Source organism: Salinigranum halophilum (genome assembly GCF_007004735.1).
Classification (GTDB): domain Archaea; phylum Halobacteriota; class Halobacteria; order Halobacteriales; family Haloferacaceae; genus Salinigranum; species Salinigranum halophilum.
The window spans coordinates 257,046-272,477 of record NZ_SSNL01000003.1 but is presented as its reverse complement, the minus strand read 5'-3'; the positions used below and the strand labels follow the sequence as shown (position 1 = coordinate 272,477).

Here is a 15,432-nt window from a genome sequence, read left to right as displayed (position 1 = left end):
CGGTTCGTCGCCGCCGTCGGGACGTCGGGGGCCCGGGGAGGCGAATCAGCCCTTCCGGTGCCACCACTCGCGGAACTCGACGCAGTCGCCCGCGACGAACCGTGCGGAGAGGACCCCGTCGACCGTGACGAGCGAGCCGTCGCGGACGAACGTCGTCTCGAACTGCGCGAGCCCCGTCGCCCGGTTGATGGCTTCGATGGTGGTGTCGACGTCCGTGGCCTCCTGCGTGGCGGTCGTCTGCGCCCAGTACGTCCGGATGGCGTCCCGCCCGTCGAGCGGGTCGGTGAAGGGCGTCTCGTGGTAGGTCGCGTCCGAGGCGAACAACGCCGCGGCCGCGTCGGCGTCGCCAGTCTCCCACGCGGTCGTGTACTCGTCGAGCCAGGTCCGGAACGTCCCGTGGTCGAGGGGCACCATGGTGACAGTACGCCCACCAGACACAAAAGTCTCTACCCGTCGTCCTCCCCCGTGTATCGACGGAGCGACTCGTGCGTGCCGACGACCATCGCCGGGACGACGAGCATGAACAGGTGCTCTTCGACCGGGATGCCCAGGAACTCGACGCCCGTCCGAAGCGGAATCGCGAACACCCCCACCTCGAGCGTGTACCAGTCCCAGAGGTACGCGAAGGGGTAGAGGACGAGCGTCGTCCGGGCGGCCGCGCGGAACGCGTCGGCGTACCACAGCAAGCACAGCGCGACGGCCCCCCAGAGGACCTCCGTCGCCAGGTAGGTGTAAGGGCCGAGGACACCGATGTCCGGGGTCATGCGTCCCCCACGAGCGGCCGGAACCAGACGGCGACGACGAGTACCGCGAGGAAGAGGTACGACGCTCTGATGAGGAGCATCGTCGCGAGGCGGTCGTCCGAGCCAGCCCGTCGGGCGACCCACGCGACAGCGCCGAACGCGACCACGGCACCGACGGACGACGGCGGGAAGACACCGGCGAGAGCGAACGCGACGACGCCGCCGAGGCCGGCGACCATCAGGCCGTAGGCGGCCCGTCGTGCCCGCCGGCGGCCGAGGACGACGGCGACAGTCCGTTTGTCGATGCGCCTGTCGTACGCGTAATCCGTCGCGTCGTCGATCACCTTGATGCCGGCGAGGATGACGACGAAGACGACGGCGAACGCCACCACGGTGAGAGAGAGCGTCCGGGACTGGACGTAGTGGCCCCCGAGGAGCGCGAAGCCGATACCGACGGGGTAGCCGAGGGTCGCTGTCACGGGGTTCGTGTCGAGTTGCGGGGCGTGGAGGTAGCCGACGAGCCAACCGGGGAGACAGAGCGCGACGGCGACGACGTCGACGGCGAGGCCGAGGAGGGTGGTGCCGACGGCGAACCCGAACGTCGCGAGGGCGAGCGCGACCCGACACCCGCCTGCGGTGAGCGGGTGGTCGTCGTCCTCCCCTCGGACGTGGAAGTCGACGTAGCCGTCTTTCACGTGCGCCGTGTATAGCCCGCAGAAGACGACGAACAGGTGGACGAACGCGAGCGAACCGACGGCCTCCCGCGCGAGCACCGCGCCGAACGCACTCGCGGCCAGCGGCGGGAGCATGAACACCGGGTGGACCTGTGAGACGAGCGCCTGCAGGGCCGCACCCGGTCCGGAACGGTGTCTCGAAATCGACATATCCGCGGTAAGTGGACACACACCATAGTCGTTTGCCACGTGAGTGGCGACGGGCGTGGGTCTCACCGTCGCCCCGGGCGAGACAGTCTATATGTGTCCGCCGAGCGAACGGAGCGTATGGACTGCCCCGAGTGCGGGACTCCGCTCACGACGTACCGCCTCGCCGACCGGGAGGCGTCCGTCTGCGAGCAGTGCGGGCACGTCGGCATCGAGGCCGAACACCGCGCCGCGCGGGCGCGAATGGAGACGTGGACCGAGGCGCTCGAACGCTTCTACGGGCAGGGATACGCGGGAGGTTCGACGAGTCCCGTCCGGGCGGCCGACTGGGACGACCCCTCGCCGCGTCAACGCGCCGAAACGTGGACCGAGGCGCTCGAACGCTTCTACGGCGACGCGACGCCGACAGCGGCGACCGGAACCGGCGACGACCGGGCCGACCCCTCTGCACGCGGAACGACGCCGACGGTGGTGGCGTTCGACGGGACGCCGGTGGTGCGCCGGACCGAGTCGGAGTGAGTCGGCGCACGCTGGCTGTGGCCGTGAGAGAATTGAGAACGAGTTGCCGGTTCAGTCTTCGCTGGGGACGGCCGCGGTCTGCTCTTCCTCGGACCGGGCGGCGACGAGCGCCCCACGGGCGACGCTGTAGAGCGGTTCGTCCGGCGAGCGGACGTCGCTGATGGAGAACGGAATCGGCGCGTCGCCGAGGTGGTCCGCGAAGAGTTTCTCGAAGCCGCGGGGCGACGAGGTGCCGCCGGTGACGACCACGGGCACGTCGAGCCCCTCCTCGACGTCCTCGTCGTCGACCTCCTGTGAGATGTTCTTGATGACGTAGTCGAGGAGGTTCTCGTAGTAGATGGCGAGCGCCCCCTCGACGCCGCCGACGTCGGTCGTGAAGTCGAGTTCGAAGCCGTCCTCCTTGATGGAGGTGACCTTGTCGACGGGCGTGCCGGTCGCATTGGCGGTCTGTTCGTCGATCCAGTCACCGCCGCGCGCGATGGAGAACTTCATCACGGGGACCGCGTAGTACGAGAGACAGACGTTCGTCATCCCCGCACCGAAGGAGACGCCGAGGCCCGTGAAGTTGTGATCGGCGAGTTCGGAGTAGATGACCGCCATCCCCTCGTTGATGGGTTCGGGGTTGTAGCCGATGTCGCCGAGCATCGATTCGAGCGTCTTCTCGTGGTAGAGCGTGTTGAGGTCCGAGTCGATGGGGTCTGCGGGCGAGGAGAAGAACAGCCGCTCGCCGGGGTGGCTCGGCTGGCCGACGACCTGTTCGGTGATGAGCTTGATCATCGGAATCGCCGAGGACTCGTCGGACGAGAGGATACCCTGGCTCATCGGCCGCCGCGTCTCGCGGTTGAAGATGTTGGCGAAGTTCAACGCGTCGTCGCCGACGACGTACACCTGGTCGCCCTTTCGGATGTGGAGGACGTCGCTCCGAGAGAGCATCTGTTCCGCCATATCGCTGTACTCGATCTCCACGAAGGAGTTGCGCTGCTGGACGAACACCGTCTCTGCCTCGTCCTGCTGTCCAGAGATGATGTTCATCGTGCCGACGTCGAGGCCCTTTGCCATGCACTCACACTTCGAGGAATCGTGATAAATGGTACTCTCCCAGTATCAAGGATGAGAAGCTTCTTGTGTGCACCACGGATGGCTAATTTGTAAACCGTCCGTCGAAATCGGCCGTACGCCTCCCGTCTCGCGAGCGAGAATCAGACGCGAGTCTCGTGACACCGAGCAGTCGGACGGTCACGTCGGGTACCGTCAGGAGAACATGTTCCGCAGGCGGTCGACGACACCGTCGTCGTCCGTCGAGAGGTCCTCGGCCGCGCGCTGCTCGCGGAGCGCTCGAAGCGCGGCGGTCTGGTCGTCCGTCGTCTGGGTGCTGCGGGCCTCCTTGGTGTCGCCACCGCGGAGGCCCCGCATCGCGTTGACCGCGTCGTCGACGTTACGGCCCGAACTCCGGACGGTCTTCGCCTCGACGTCGGCGACGTTCGAGTGGTCGATGTCGTCGAAGGCGTCGGTGTTCAGCGTCAGTCGCGTGGTCTTCATCGTGTCGACGCCACCCCACGAGAGTTCGGAGTCGGCCATCGCCTCGTCGATGTCCCGGCGGACCTGTTCGTCCGTGACGGCCTCATCTGCGCTCGTTCCACCGCCCACCGCCGACTCGCCGACCCCCCGTTCGACGACCCGCTCCGTCGTCGAGGCGCGGTGGATGTGGTGGCCGACCAGCGCGGCCCCCGTCGCGCCGATGACGACGACGATGCCCAGCGCGTAGACGGCCACGACCTGCCCGCTCCGGTCGGAGCCGACGACGTTCCAGGCGTACGGGTACGACACGGAGAAGAGGCCGACGCCGACGAGACACACGGCGGTGCCGGCCGCCGCGGCGTAGAGCGCCTTGCGGTCGACCGGGAGGAGCACCGTCACGCCGAGCAGGAGCGCCGGCAAGCCGACGGCACCGGCGACCCCGGCGAGTTCGCGCAGCGTGTACCGGAAGAGGTCGTCGGGCGACACCGTCGCGCTCGCGAGGAAGACGACGATGCCGATGAGTGCCAGGGCGATGCCACCGAAGAACAGCCCGAATCCCCCGTACACGGTGCGTTCGGCCTCCGGCGGCCCGACGTACCGTCGGTACAACCCGAGGAGGAGGTTCTCGTCGGCCTGGTTCGCGTCCATGCCCCCGGTACAGACTCCTCCCACAATACTGTTCGCCCCTAGCTATCACAGCTCGTAATCGATGGGGAACACGGCGACAGTATCTGGGTGAAAAGAATCAGTACTGGTGTTTCGTCGAGCAGCGTGCGGCCGGTGCGGGATGGGAAGGCTTACAGTTCGATACGCAGAGGGCGTGATACGAGATGACCCGCTCGACTCGAACAGCGAACCTCCTCCTGGTCGCGGCCTGCGTCGTCCTCGTGGTCCCCCTCGTGGGAAGTGCCGTGACAGCGCCGACCATCGGTGCCACCGACACCGTCGACGGGAGCGACGGCCCCCCGCGGACGCTCGTCGGCTCACAGGGTGGCGGTCCCGGCCTCCACGAGGACGGAAGCGTCTACTTGCTCGCCGGGTCGGACGTCGTCTGGACGGAAGCGTCGGCCGACTCGTACTTCGACGTGACGCACGTCTCCGAAGAGCGCGTCCTCGCGGGGTTCATGCACTCGGGCTACACCGACTGTGGCCCCTACGAGTCGCCGTGTACCCACACCGGCTACCGTGTCATCGACCCGTCGGGCGAGACCCCGACCGTCGAATCGGAGTACTCCTTCCCGGTTCGGACGCGGAAGAACAGCGAGGTGCACGACGTGGAGCCGCTCCCCTCGGGCGAACTCGTCCTGAGCGACATGGAACACGAGCGTATCTTCACCGTGAACGAGGCCGGCGAGGAGACCTGGGAGTGGCGGGCGAGCGAGTTCTACGACGCGCCCGACGACCCCACCCGGCGCGACTGGCTCCACATCAACGACGTCGACTATCTGGGAGATGACCGCTTCCTCGTCTCGGTCCGCAACGCCAACCAGCTCGTCATCGTCGAGCGCGGGTCGGGCGTCGTCGAGGTCGTCAACGAGGACACCGACGACGACGACGACAGTGACTGCACCCAGTTCGACCAGCTCGAAGACGCCGACGGCGACGGCGACGTCCGCTGTGGCGACCCCGACCTCCTGGACCACCAGCACAACCCGCAGTGGCTCGGCGACGGCGCGGTCTTGGTCGCCGACTCGGAGAACAACCGGGTCGTCGAACTCCACCGCACCGAGGACGGCGAGTGGGAGGAGGCGTGGGTGCTCCGACAGGCCGAGGGCGTGGCCTTCTCCTGGCCGCGCGACGCCGACCGCCTCTCGAACGGGAATACGCTTATCACCGACTCGGCGAACCAGCGCATCGTCGAGGTGAACGAGTCGGGCGAGACGGTGTGGAGCTACCGGACGCCGCTCATCCCCTACGAGGCAGAGCGCCTCCCGGAGGGTGAGACGGTGGGGGCGACGCTGTACGGGACTCCCGGCGACACGACCACCGCGGGAGAAGTGCCGGTCCTCACCGCCCTGCTCCAGATTATCCGGACGAGCGTCCCCATCCCGTTCTGGGTCTCCGAACTCCACGTCGCGACGACACTGCTCGCCGTCCTCTCGGGGCTCGCCGGCGGCGGCCTCCACCTGAAGACGTGGGTCGGTCGGAGCCGCGGCTGAAGACGTCGGGGTGTCGTCTCCGCCCCGCGGATGGACACGCCTTTGCCGACACCGTCCCCCCATCGAGTATGGACCGTGAGGGACGAAGCGACAGCACAGAGACGGCCGACGACGACCTCGCGTGGGAACTGCTCGGCTCCGCCATCGACTACTCCTGCCCGGGCTTCGACGTCCGTCGCGACGACGTCCGACTCCCCGACGGCACCGAGACGGACTATCACTACGTCGACGAACCGCCCGCGGTGGTCGTGCTCCCGTTCGTCGCCAGGGACGAGGGGCGTGAGGAACTGGTCGTCATCGAGGAGTGGCGACAGGCGGTCGGGCGGGTGAGCCACGGGCTCCCGGCGGGAACCACGGAACCGGACGACGACGACCTCACCGAGGCCGCCCGGCGCGAACTCGCCGAGGAGACGGGGTACGAGGCCGACAGCGTCGAACCGCTCCTCAGTTCGGAGCCGATAAACGGCGTCGCCAACGCCGTCCACCACTACTTCGTCGCCCGCGGGTGCACGCCGACGGGCGAACAGGACCTCGACTTCAACGAGAGCATCCGCGTCTCGACGACGCCGTACGACGACCTCTTCGCCCGGGCGCTCAGCGGCGAGCTCAGGGACGGCCGGACGCTGCTCGGACTGTTCGCGTACGCCCACCATCACGAGTGAAGGACAGGCCGCCGCGCCGCCGAGCCCGTGACGGCGAACCAGACCCCGTCCCGCGACCAGTCGTGTTTTGTCCACGGAGACCAGAGGGGGTGTATGTCCGTCTCCACGGGTGAGGCGTCGTCCCCGTTGCGCTCCGTCGGCGTGGCCGTCGCCGTCGCCGTCGTCGGCATCGTCGTCGGAACCGCGCTGGTGCTCGGCTCGCTCACCGCAATCCAGGCCAGCGGCGTCCGCGTCACGCCGCTGGGGTTCATCGTCGCCTCGCTCGTCCTCCTCCAGGGCGTCGCCTTCGGTGGGGTCGCCCTCGGCTATCTGCGGTACCGCGGCCTCACGAGGGACTACCTCGGGGTCCGCGTCCCCTCACTCCCCGAAGTGGGCGCCGTCGTCGTCGGCTACGTCGTCGCCATCGGTGTCGCCATCACCGGAGCCATCGTCGTCAGTGTCGCCGGCGTCCAGGCCGGGTCGAACCAGGCCGCCGAACTCGGCGCGGAGAACCCCGAAGTCCTCTTGCTCCTCATTCCGGCCTCCATCCTCATCATCGGTCCGGGCGAGGAACTCCTCTTCCGGGGCGTGGTCCAGAACCGCCTGCGCGAGACGTTCGACGCCGTCCCGGGCATCGTCATCGCGAGCGCCATCTTCGCCGCCATCCACTTCGTCGCCCTCTCGGGCGGGGCGGGGGCGCGACTCGTCTCAATCGTCGTCCTCTTCTTCCCGAGCCTGGTGTTCGGTGCCGTCTACGAGTTCTCGAAGAACCTCGTCGTGCCGGCGTTAGTGCATGGAATCTACAACGCGACGCTCTTCACCCTGCTGTACGTCGCCATCCAGTTCGGCGGCGCACAGCCGATGTGAGGTGAGTGGACATCGAGACGGGACTTCGTGTTCTCATATCTAACGTTGAATCGCGGATGTGTCCGTCAGGGCGGAGAACCGTGCGGCCGCTAGGGTGGCGTAAGCCACGCCCTCCCCAGCCGATTCGGACCTCGTTCCCTTCGGTCACTCGGCCCTCATCCCTCGCGTGTCCTCGCGGCACGGAGGCCGCGGCCGTCGCGCCACCGCACCGTACTGTGGCAGTCGGCGCGCGGGAACGAGTGAACGAACGTGAACGAGTGACTCGTGCGAGGGATGACTGAGCGGACGAGTGTAGCGAGGCCGCGAAGGAATCGGTTGGGGAGGCTGTGGCCTCACCGCCCTGGCATTCGAGACCGTTCGCTGTGAGTGTGTACGGTAGGGACAACGGACTGACCCCATCGATACGCTCCGGGCGAGCGGAGCTACGGACATCGACCGATCGGCGGAACACAACGCTTACACCCGCCACCGGCCGAATCGAGACCAGATGCGCGAGCACTTCGAACTCCGGCACGTCGACGCCGCGGGGCGAATCGGCGAACTGACCGTTCCCCGCGCGGGCGTGACAGTCGAGACGCCGGCGCTCATGCCGGTCATCAACCCGAACATCGAGACCATCGCCCCGTCCCGCCTCGAGTCGGAGTTCGGCGCACAGGTGCTCATCACCAACTCCTACATCATCCGTTCGACCCCCGACCTCCGCGAGCGCGCCCTCGACGAGGGCCTTCACGAGATGCTGGACTTCTCGGGCGCGATCGTCACCGACTCGGGGTCGTTCCAGCTCGCCGAGTACGGCGAGATCGACGTGACGACGCGGGAGATCGTCGAGTTCCAGCGCGACATCGGCTCCGACGTCGGGACCCCAGTGGATATCCCGACACCCCCGGACGTCTCCCGCGAGCAAGCCGAGCGCGAACTCGACGAGACGAAGCAGGCGCTCGCGGACGCCGAGGCGGTCGAGGTGGGTGACATGCTCGTCAACGCGCCGGTCCAGGGGTCGACCTACCCCGACCTCCGCGAGGAAGCCGCTCGCGCCGCCTACGCGACCGACCTCGACGTCTTCCCCGTCGGGGCAGTGGTCCCGCTGATGAACTCCTACCGATATGCAGAGATGGTCGACGTCGTCGCCGGGGCGAAACGCGGCCTCGGCGTCGACGCGCCCGTCCACCTCTTCGGTGCCGGACACCCGATGATGTTCGCGCTCGCCGCGGCGATGGGGTGTGACCTGTTCGATTCGGCCGCGTACGCGCTGTACGCGCGCGACGACCGCTATCTCACCGTGCGAGGGACCGAGCAGTTGGCCGACCTCGACTACCTGCCCTGTGAGTGTCCGGTCTGTGCGAGCCACTCGCCCGCGGAGATTCGCAGGCAGGACGACGCCGAGCGCGAGCGCCTGCTGGCCGAGCACAACCTCCACGTCTCCTACGGGGAGCTTCGGCGGGTGAAACAGGCGATTCGAAGGGGGAACCTCCTCGAACTCGTCGAGGCGCGCGCCCGCGGCCATCCGGCGATGCTCGACGGCTACCGGGCGCTCTTGGACCACGCCGACCAGTTAGAGCGAGCAGACCACGTCTCGAAGGACGCCTTCTTCTACCTCTCGACCGAGAGCGCCCGGCGACCCGAGGTGCGTCGCCACCACGCGCGGCTCGACCGCCTCCCCGTCGCTGGCGAGGTGCTCCTCACCGAGGGCAAGGGCGGTGCCGACGTGTACGACGACGTCTGGCGCGTCCTCCCGCCCTTCGGTCCGTTCCCGCGCGAACTCTCCGACGCGTACCCGTTCACGGCCGAGACGCCAGACCGGGTCGACCGCGCGGCACAGGAGATGGCGGCCCACGGCGTACGGCGGCTCGTCGAGGGCAACCCCGACGCGGAGTTCACCCTCGCACACGACGACTGGGACGCCGCTGCGCTCGCGCTCGTGCCCGACGCGGTGACGCTCCGGAACCGCCGCGCCGAACGCTGAGGTCCGGGGTCAGCTGTCTTGCATCCGGTCGGAGTAGTCCCAGCTGTGGAGGCGGGCGGGGTCGACCCTGATTCGGACTTCGTCGCGCTCGGGGGCGAGCAGCCGTCGGGCGAGTGTGGAGTCGGTTCCCCCGAGGTAGCGCTGGAGGAGTCGGCGGAGGAGCGTCTTTTCTTCGTCGACGTCGATGCTGGCGTGGCCGCGGCCGCGAACCCCGCGATAGGGTGGGTCGTTCGTCGACACCTCGAAGGCGACCTCGTCGTTCGCGCGGAGGTAGCGAACCACGTCCGCGTCCGCGCCGGTGGCACACCACAGTGCGTCGTCCTCCCAGAGATACCACAGCGAGAGCATCCAGAGGTGGTCGGCGGGAGTGCGACACGAGAGGCGAATCGGGACCGTCGTCGTCAGAAAGTCGTCGACCTCCTCCCTGTTCCAGGTCCCCGTGAGTTTCATACTCGGTGGTGTGACGGAGCACGCAAAAGCACCGGGGGCCGGCGCACGGTCACTGGAGCCACGGGCGGTCGACCGGCTCGAACCGGAAGCCACAGACGGGACAGGTGACGACGCCGGGGTCCGTCGTGACGAACCGCCGGCGCAGACCGACGAACCCACAGTCCGGACACCGGCGGAGCAGCGGCGGCAGCATACGTGAGGGGAGGCGCTCGAACGACAAGAGTTCCCATCCCCGAGCGAGACCACCGAGCCTTAGTGTCGCGATATCCGACCCCCACCACAGATGCGACACCTCGGTCTCAAAGCGCGGATGGCGCTCGTCGGCTCGGTGTTGTTCGTCTTCTACGCCGTCGCGGCCGTCGTCGCGATGGGCGTGTTCGGGCTGTCGCTCCCGCTCGTCCTCGTCGGCAGCGTCGGCTTCGTCGGCGTCCAGTACAAACTCGGTAAGTGGATGGCGCTGCGGAGCGTCGGCGCCGAGGACCTCCCCGAGGACCGCTTCTCGGACATCCACCGCCGCGTCGATGCCCTCTCGCGGGAGATGGGTATCGACAAGCCGCGGCTGATGGTCGCGCGGATGGGCGTCCCCAACGCGTTCGCCGTCGGGCGGAAGGGGAACGGGACGGTCGTCGTCAGCGAGGAACTCCTGCACCGGCTCGAACCCGACGAGGTCGAGGCGGTCCTCGCACACGAACTCGCCCACATCCGCAACCGCGACGTGGTGATGATGGTACTGGGGCAGGGCGTCGCCTCCATCGTCGCCATCGTCGCCCAGTGGGCCGTCCTCCTGACCGGCGACAACGACCTCGCGGACTTCTTCCTCGCCATCGTCGTCGGCCAGATTACCCAGCTCCTGGTGATGCTGTTCGTCTTCGCCATCTCTCGCTACCGCGAGTACGTCGCCGACGCGGACGCCGCCGAGGAGGTCGGCGGCGGCGAACCGCTGGCGACCGCGCTGGAGAAGATCAGCCGGCGGTCGGAGCGCGCCGACGACACCGCGGTCGACGCCCAGGTGAACGCGCTCTGTATCTTCGGCGAGAAGCGGGGGCTCGCGAAGCTCTTTGCGACCCACCCGCCGGTCGAGAAGCGGATCGAGCGGCTGCGCGCCTGAAATCGCGATGGCGGTCGACCTCCGCACCCTGCTCGCGGCCGTGCTCGGCGTCGGCGTCGGCCTCCTGTTCGTCGCTGCACCCGGGAGTGTGATTCGCGTACAGACGGCCGGTCGGCTCCCCTCCGACAGGGGCGGTGAGTACGGCGACGATGCGGGCGTCTCGGCGCGCGCTCGGTGGCTCGTGCGGGGACTCGGCGTGGCGCTGGTCACGCTGGGGCTGTACTTCGGGTGGGTCGCGTTCGGGTAGTCACAGCGGTCGTCTGCGTGCCCTCGGGAAGTGCGTGGAACAGAGCCCGTGGCAACGGCGGCCCGTAGCGTTGGTCAGTCACACAAACGGACGTTTGACCGTCTAAAACGCATTTGTTGGCCTGACCGGTGAGCGTTCGTATGGAACGCCGATTCGTTCTGACAGTCCTTGGCACGGCGATGCTTCCCGCGTTGGGGTGTCTCGAAGCGCCGGTACGTGACGGTGGGTCGTCTGCCTGTGCCGGGGGTGATGGTCTCTCCCTGACGGCGGAAACCGACGAGTTCGTGATCGAAACCGGTGGCGACACCGTCGAGACGCTCACGTTCACACTCCGGAATCGAACGTCCTGTTCGGTGACTGTCGACCCCGACGCGTGGCGAATCGAAGGCGAGAGAGCGAACGGAGACCCCGTCGCGCGTGGCGACGGCGGGGCCAGCGAACGGACACTCGACGGCGGTGAAACGCACCAGTGGTCGTTGAGCCTCACACCACACCCGACACCGTACACGGAAGAGACGACGTACGTCGTGGCAGACCTCGAAGACGGGGCATACGAGTTCGCCGTTACCTGCTCTCTCACGGGGGCGAATCAGGTGACGCGGAGAGCCGGGTTCACCGTCACGAAACGGCCGAGTGAGCGATAGGCGGTCGGAGTCCACGACGACCGACCGTGACCGAGACGCGCCCCGTGTTCACCATCCCCGCGCGGCTGTCGTCTCGAAGGACGCTGACGGAGCCATTTTTCACCGACGCGGCCGACAGCCTTCGCGTGAAACGCCGTCAGTCCCTTCGCGTCTGCGGTCTCCTCGCACTCGGCGGTCCCCTCGCGGGCTGTACGGGCGGCCGCGGCGACGCGGTGACGATGCTCGCGGTCAACGAGCACGACGTCTCACACACGGTCACCGTCTGGGTCGTCCGGGGCGACCGCCTCCGGGTCGCCGAGACGGTCGAGGTCGACCCCGGCGAGTTCGAGCGCATTGCTGAGCTCTCGCCCGACGACGGGAGCGGCGACCCCTACCGGGTGACCGTGCAGGTCGACGGTGCGGTTCGGCTCGCGCGGGAGTTCCGCCCCGAGACGTGGTTCAACCAGCTCGACGTGTTCATCGCGCAGGACGGGGCGGTCGAGTTGAACCGCGGGGCGGCGGCGTAGAGACGGCGGAGGAACGGCGGCGAGCAGCCGGTGGCGCGTGGCGTCGCGCCTGCGGACAGTCTCGGGCGTGCAGACACCACGCGCAGGAGCGGAGGCACGGACGACCGACTCGGCCGACCGAGCGACCAGAAGAAAAGATAGTTCTCTCTCCGCATCGGACGGCGACTATGACCGACTACTTCGAGGTTCACGCGCGCGACGGGGCGGCGCGCATCGGCGAACTCCGTCTGTCTGCTCCCCTGACGACCCCCGCGCTCGGCGACGACGTCGTCGAGGACGCGGGGAGCCTGTGGAGCGAGGCCCGCACGACGCCCGAGGGCAGCGAGGAAGCCCTCACCGTGCTTCCCCACCGGGCGTTCCCGGCCGGAACGCGAGAAGCGGTCCAGGAGTCGTTCGCCGTCGACTACCCCGACGTCGACTTCCCGAGCGCGGCGGTCGTCACCGCCGAGACGGCGGCGGACTACGGCGCGGACGCGTACGTACTCGCCGACGCGGTGGGCGTCGTCGGCCACGCCTCGGCGTTCGTCGACGCCGTTCGGGCGGTCAGGGACGCGACGCCCGCCGACACCGCCCTCTACCTCGCCGGCGTCGCCACGCCCGCGAACGTCGCGACCCTGGCGTACTGCGGCGTCGACCTCGTCGACGGGAAATTCGCCCGCATCAAGGGCCGACAGGGTCGGTATCTCGCGAGCGACGGCGAGTACTTCCTCGAGGACCTCGACGAACTCCCCTGTGCGTGTCCGGCGTGTCAGAGCGGCCGCGAGTCGTTCACCCGCGGGGACTGTGCGACCCACAACGTCAACGCACTCGCCGCCGAACTCGCGCGGGTCCGTCGACGCATCCGCGACGGCCGCCTCCGCGACTACGTCGAGGGACAGGCGCGCCACGAGGCGTGGTGTACCGCCGCCTTCCGGACGCTGGACCAGCAGTACGGCTTCGTCGAGGAACGGACGCCCGTCATCCGCGACGCGGAACTGCTCTCGGCGACGGAGGACACCCTTCGGCGCGTCGAGATTCAGCGTTTCGCCGACCGGGTGACCTCGCGGTACCGGAACCGCTTCGACCGGCCGCTCGTCTTAGTCCCCTGTTCCGCCCGAAAGCCCTACAGCGAGTCCCAGTCGCACGCGCAGTTCCACGACGCCATCAACTTCCGCGCGCACCTCGTGTCGATGACGTCACCCATCGGTGTCGTCCCGCAGGAACTCGAACTCACCTACCCCGCCCAGCACTACGATTCGGTGGTGACGGGGCGATGGAGCGAGGACGAGATCGGCTTCGTCGCACGGGTGCTCGAGCGCTACCTCGAGCGGAACGACTACCCGAAGATCGTCGCCCACGTCCCCGACGAAGGGTATCGCGAGGTCTGCGAGCGCGTCGAGGCGTCACTCGGCCTCGACTTCGAGTACACCGTCGTCGACCACCCCACCACCGACGACTCCCTCGCGAACCTCCGTGACGCGCTCGACGGCGAGATGAGCTACCGGAAACGCACGAGAGAACACAGCACCGTCCGCGCCATCGCGGACTACATGTTCGGCGACGGCGCGGGCGACGAGGTGTTCCCGTCCGGGACGTTCCAGACGACGGCGCGGTACCCGAAGCTCCAGGTGCGGGGGACGGAGGGCGAGCAGTGGGCGACGATGGTGCCCCAGTACGGCATGCTCGCCTTTACCCTCGCCGGCGCGCGGCGCTGGGTCGAGAGCGACGCGCCGACCAAGACCGTCGAAATCGACAGCTTCGTCCCGCACGGGTCGGTCCTCGCACCCGGCGTCGTCGACGCCTCGGCGGACATCAGAGTCGGCGACGAGGTGGTCGTCACCGGGCCGAAGGCGTTCGGCGTGGGTCGTGCGGAGATGTCCGGCCCGGAGATGTGCGGCTCTTCGAGGGGAATCGCCGTCGAGGTGCGACACGTCGAGGAGACGTAGGTGGGTCGACGCGGCGGAGAGACGCGCCGGCTCGAACTCGCCCCGCACGCGGCGGCCGTCTCGCTCGGCTACGTCATCTTCGCGTACGCGGCGGTGCCGGGGTCGCTCACCACACGCCTGAGCATCGACTTCGCGTCCTTCGGGCTCCTGACGAGCGCCGCGCTCGGCGCGTTCGTTGTCTCACAACCCATCGCGTCGCGCCTGACCGACACTCAGCCGACGGCACGGCTCCTCCGGTGGGCGCTCCTCCTGCACGTCGTCCTCGCCGTCGGTCTCGACTTCGTCACCTCCTTCTCGACCCTGCTCGCCTTACGGGCCGCCTGGGGCGTCGTCGGTGGGTTCGTCCTGAGCGTCGGCGCGACACAGCTCGCACGACTACATCGCGGCTCGGCGACGACCCGACAACAGGGCGTCTACGGGGCGTTGCTCACACTCGGCGGTGCCGTGGGCTTTCTCGTCACGCCTCGACTCGCCGAAGTCGCGGCGGCGACACCCGGAATCGGGCCGATTCACGCCCCCGGTGCACTGCTCGCGCTGCCGGCACTCGGGCTCTTGCTCTCGAGCCGCGGTGACGAGACGACGCGGCCACCGGAGAAGACGGGAGACGAGACGAGCCAGTCGAGTGACGAGCGAGTGTCGGTCCTCACGAACCCCGTCGTCCTCCTGGCGGCGTTCGTCTACGTCGCCATCATCGGCTCGTTCGTGACGCTGTCGACGTTCGTGACGGCGTACTACACCGACCTCGGCATCGCCGGGCCGCTGAGCGCGCTGGTGCTCGTCGTCGCCACCGCGGGTCGGTGGGTCGGCGGCCTGGCCGTCGCGAACGAGTGGCTGACGGACGCGACGGTCATCCTCGGGGGCACGGCCGTCGCTGTCGTCGGCTTCGCCGCGCTCGCGGCACCGCTGCCGACCGCGGTCGTGCTCGTCTTTCCGCTGGTGGCGATGGTCGCGGTGTCGCTCCCGTTCGGCGCGGTGTACGCTGTCGCGGCCCGGGCGACGCCACGCGACGGGGCCGCTCTCGCGGTCGTCGTCGCGGCCGGGAACGTCGGCTCGATCGTCCTCCCCGCCGCGACGGGTGCCGCGCGCGACCTCACCGGCGGCTACGGCGTCGGCTTTCTCGCGCTCGCAGGGCTGAACCTCCTCGCGCTCGGGGGCGCGGTGGTGTTCCGCCGCAGGCTGACAGCACGACCCCGTCCGGCGTGAACTATTTACCCCCGTCAGCGGTTGTCGGCCCATGGCGAACCAGCGGACGAGTGGACCC

At 68.6% G+C, this 15,432-nt stretch carries 18 protein-coding genes; 11 read left to right on the top strand and 7 right to left on the bottom strand.

Going from position 1 to position 15,432, the window contains the following annotated elements; all coding sequences use genetic code 11:
* Positions 1-45: 45 nt before the first annotated feature.
* The 3 genes from E6N53_RS05940 to E6N53_RS05930 are packed head-to-tail and all read right to left on the bottom strand — an operon-like array spanning position 46 to position 1,627.
* Positions 46-414: a nuclear transport factor 2 family protein gene (locus E6N53_RS05940; RefSeq protein WP_142857678.1), complete on the bottom strand. Its 369-nt coding sequence runs from the start codon at positions 412-414 to the stop codon at positions 46-48.
* 32 nt (positions 415-446) lie between these two features.
* Positions 447-764 carry a lycopene cyclase domain-containing protein gene (locus E6N53_RS21545; protein WP_136589700.1) on the bottom strand — a complete coding sequence of 106 codons (318 nt, stop codon included), beginning with the start codon at positions 762-764 and terminating at the stop codon, positions 447-449.
* Positions 761-1,627, bottom strand: a complete 867-nt coding sequence (locus E6N53_RS05930; RefSeq protein ID WP_142857676.1) for a UbiA family prenyltransferase — start codon at positions 1,625-1,627, stop codon at positions 761-763. Before E6N53_RS05930 ends, E6N53_RS21545 begins: the two co-directional genes overlap by 4 nt.
* A gap of 117 nt (positions 1,628-1,744) precedes the next feature.
* Between E6N53_RS05930 and E6N53_RS05925 the strand changes: the two genes are divergently transcribed.
* A complete protein-coding gene (locus E6N53_RS05925; protein WP_142857674.1) occupies positions 1,745-2,143 on the top strand; it encodes a TFIIB-type zinc ribbon-containing protein in 399 nt (132 codons plus the stop codon).
* Between the two features lie 51 nt (positions 2,144-2,194).
* Here the strand turns inward: E6N53_RS05925 and E6N53_RS05920 are convergent, their stop codons facing one another.
* Both E6N53_RS05920 and E6N53_RS05915 read right to left on the bottom strand, forming a co-directional pair.
* Positions 2,195-3,202 carry a disk-shape morphogenesis protein volactin gene (locus E6N53_RS05920; RefSeq protein WP_142857672.1) on the bottom strand — a complete coding sequence of 336 codons (1,008 nt, stop codon included), beginning with the start codon at positions 3,200-3,202 and terminating at the stop codon, positions 2,195-2,197.
* Between the two features lie 192 nt (positions 3,203-3,394).
* Positions 3,395-4,309, bottom strand: coding sequence for a cell division protein CdpA domain-containing protein (locus tag E6N53_RS05915; RefSeq protein WP_142857670.1), 915 nt, complete (start codon positions 4,307-4,309; stop codon positions 3,395-3,397).
* Positions 4,310-4,491: 182 nt separating this feature from the next.
* Between E6N53_RS05915 and E6N53_RS05910 the strand changes: the two genes are divergently transcribed.
* The 4 genes from E6N53_RS05910 to tgtA all read left to right on the top strand — a co-directional run bounded on the left by E6N53_RS05910 (position 4,492) and on the right by tgtA (position 9,291).
* Positions 4,492-5,820 carry an aryl-sulfate sulfotransferase gene (locus tag E6N53_RS05910; RefSeq protein ID WP_142857668.1) on the top strand — a complete coding sequence of 443 codons (1,329 nt, stop codon included), beginning with the start codon at positions 4,492-4,494 and terminating at the stop codon, positions 5,818-5,820.
* Between the two features lie 68 nt (positions 5,821-5,888).
* Positions 5,889-6,482, top strand: coding sequence for an NUDIX hydrolase (locus E6N53_RS05905; RefSeq protein WP_142857665.1), 594 nt, complete (start codon positions 5,889-5,891; stop codon positions 6,480-6,482).
* Between the two features lie 93 nt (positions 6,483-6,575).
* Entirely contained in the window at positions 6,576-7,328 is a 753-nt protein-coding gene (locus E6N53_RS05900; protein ID WP_136589707.1) for a CPBP family intramembrane glutamic endopeptidase, read from the top strand.
* Between the two features lie 487 nt (positions 7,329-7,815).
* A complete protein-coding gene (gene tgtA / locus E6N53_RS05895) occupies positions 7,816-9,291 on the top strand; it encodes a tRNA guanosine(15) transglycosylase TgtA (RefSeq protein ID WP_142857663.1) in 1,476 nt (491 codons plus the stop codon).
* A gap of 9 nt (positions 9,292-9,300) precedes the next feature.
* Here tgtA and E6N53_RS05890 read toward each other — a convergent pair whose 3' ends face one another.
* A complete protein-coding gene (locus tag E6N53_RS05890) occupies positions 9,301-9,741 on the bottom strand; it encodes a pyridoxamine 5'-phosphate oxidase family protein (RefSeq protein WP_142857661.1) in 441 nt (146 codons plus the stop codon).
* A gap of 49 nt (positions 9,742-9,790) precedes the next feature.
* On the bottom strand, positions 9,791-9,934 hold the full coding sequence (locus tag E6N53_RS20975; protein WP_201740139.1) for a hypothetical protein: 144 nt from the start codon (positions 9,932-9,934) through the stop codon (positions 9,791-9,793).
* Positions 9,935-10,024: 90 nt separating this feature from the next.
* Here E6N53_RS20975 and E6N53_RS05885 point away from each other — a divergent pair, with 90 nt between their 5' ends.
* The 6 genes from E6N53_RS05885 to E6N53_RS05860 all read left to right on the top strand — a co-directional run bounded on the left by E6N53_RS05885 (position 10,025) and on the right by E6N53_RS05860 (position 15,374).
* Entirely contained in the window at positions 10,025-10,849 is an 825-nt protein-coding gene (locus tag E6N53_RS05885; RefSeq protein ID WP_142857659.1) for a M48 family metallopeptidase, read from the top strand.
* Positions 10,850-10,856: 7 nt separating this feature from the next.
* On the top strand, positions 10,857-11,096 hold the full coding sequence (locus E6N53_RS05880) for a hypothetical protein (RefSeq protein ID WP_142857657.1): 240 nt from the start codon (positions 10,857-10,859) through the stop codon (positions 11,094-11,096).
* 140 nt (positions 11,097-11,236) lie between these two features.
* Positions 11,237-11,740: a hypothetical protein gene (locus E6N53_RS05875; RefSeq protein ID WP_142857655.1), complete on the top strand. Its 504-nt coding sequence runs from the start codon at positions 11,237-11,239 to the stop codon at positions 11,738-11,740.
* Positions 11,741-11,766: 26 nt separating this feature from the next.
* Positions 11,767-12,246, top strand: a complete 480-nt coding sequence (locus E6N53_RS05870) for an Ig-like domain-containing protein (protein WP_142857653.1) — start codon at positions 11,767-11,769, stop codon at positions 12,244-12,246.
* Between the two features lie 167 nt (positions 12,247-12,413).
* A complete protein-coding gene (arcS, locus tag E6N53_RS05865) occupies positions 12,414-14,171 on the top strand; it encodes an archaeosine synthase subunit alpha (RefSeq protein WP_142857651.1) in 1,758 nt (585 codons plus the stop codon).
* Positions 14,172-15,374 carry an MFS transporter gene (locus tag E6N53_RS05860; protein WP_142857649.1) on the top strand — a complete coding sequence of 401 codons (1,203 nt, stop codon included), beginning with the start codon at positions 14,172-14,174 and terminating at the stop codon, positions 15,372-15,374.
* The last annotated feature ends 58 nt before the right edge of the window (positions 15,375-15,432 follow it).

Excerpts from the sequence above, each read along its gene's own strand:
- E6N53_RS05940 (WP_142857678.1), bottom strand. The coding sequence starts at position 414 with ATGGTGCCCCTCGACCACGGGACGTTCCGGACCTGGCTCGACGAGTAC.
- E6N53_RS21545 (WP_136589700.1), bottom strand. The coding sequence starts at position 764 with ATGACCCCGGACATCGGTGTCCTCGGCCCTTACACCTACCTGGCGACG.
- E6N53_RS05930 (WP_142857676.1), bottom strand. The coding sequence starts at position 1,627 with ATGTCGATTTCGAGACACCGTTCCGGACCGGGTGCGGCCCTGCAGGCG.
- E6N53_RS05925 (WP_142857674.1), top strand. The coding sequence starts at position 1,745 with ATGGACTGCCCCGAGTGCGGGACTCCGCTCACGACGTACCGCCTCGCC.
- E6N53_RS05920 (WP_142857672.1), bottom strand. The coding sequence starts at position 3,202 with ATGGCAAAGGGCCTCGACGTCGGCACGATGAACATCATCTCTGGACAG.
- E6N53_RS05915 (WP_142857670.1), bottom strand. The coding sequence starts at position 4,309 with ATGGACGCGAACCAGGCCGACGAGAACCTCCTCCTCGGGTTGTACCGA.
- E6N53_RS05910 (WP_142857668.1), top strand. The coding sequence starts at position 4,492 with ATGACCCGCTCGACTCGAACAGCGAACCTCCTCCTGGTCGCGGCCTGC.
- E6N53_RS05905 (WP_142857665.1), top strand. The coding sequence starts at position 5,889 with ATGGACCGTGAGGGACGAAGCGACAGCACAGAGACGGCCGACGACGAC.
- E6N53_RS05900 (WP_136589707.1), top strand. The coding sequence starts at position 6,576 with ATGTCCGTCTCCACGGGTGAGGCGTCGTCCCCGTTGCGCTCCGTCGGC.
- tgtA (WP_142857663.1), top strand. The coding sequence starts at position 7,816 with ATGCGCGAGCACTTCGAACTCCGGCACGTCGACGCCGCGGGGCGAATC.
- E6N53_RS05890 (WP_142857661.1), bottom strand. The coding sequence starts at position 9,741 with ATGAAACTCACGGGGACCTGGAACAGGGAGGAGGTCGACGACTTTCTG.
- E6N53_RS20975 (WP_201740139.1), bottom strand. The coding sequence starts at position 9,934 with ATGCTGCCGCCGCTGCTCCGCCGGTGTCCGGACTGTGGGTTCGTCGGT.
- E6N53_RS05885 (WP_142857659.1), top strand. The coding sequence starts at position 10,025 with ATGCGACACCTCGGTCTCAAAGCGCGGATGGCGCTCGTCGGCTCGGTG.
- E6N53_RS05880 (WP_142857657.1), top strand. The coding sequence starts at position 10,857 with ATGGCGGTCGACCTCCGCACCCTGCTCGCGGCCGTGCTCGGCGTCGGC.
- E6N53_RS05875 (WP_142857655.1), top strand. The coding sequence starts at position 11,237 with ATGGAACGCCGATTCGTTCTGACAGTCCTTGGCACGGCGATGCTTCCC.
- arcS (WP_142857651.1), top strand. The coding sequence starts at position 12,414 with ATGACCGACTACTTCGAGGTTCACGCGCGCGACGGGGCGGCGCGCATC.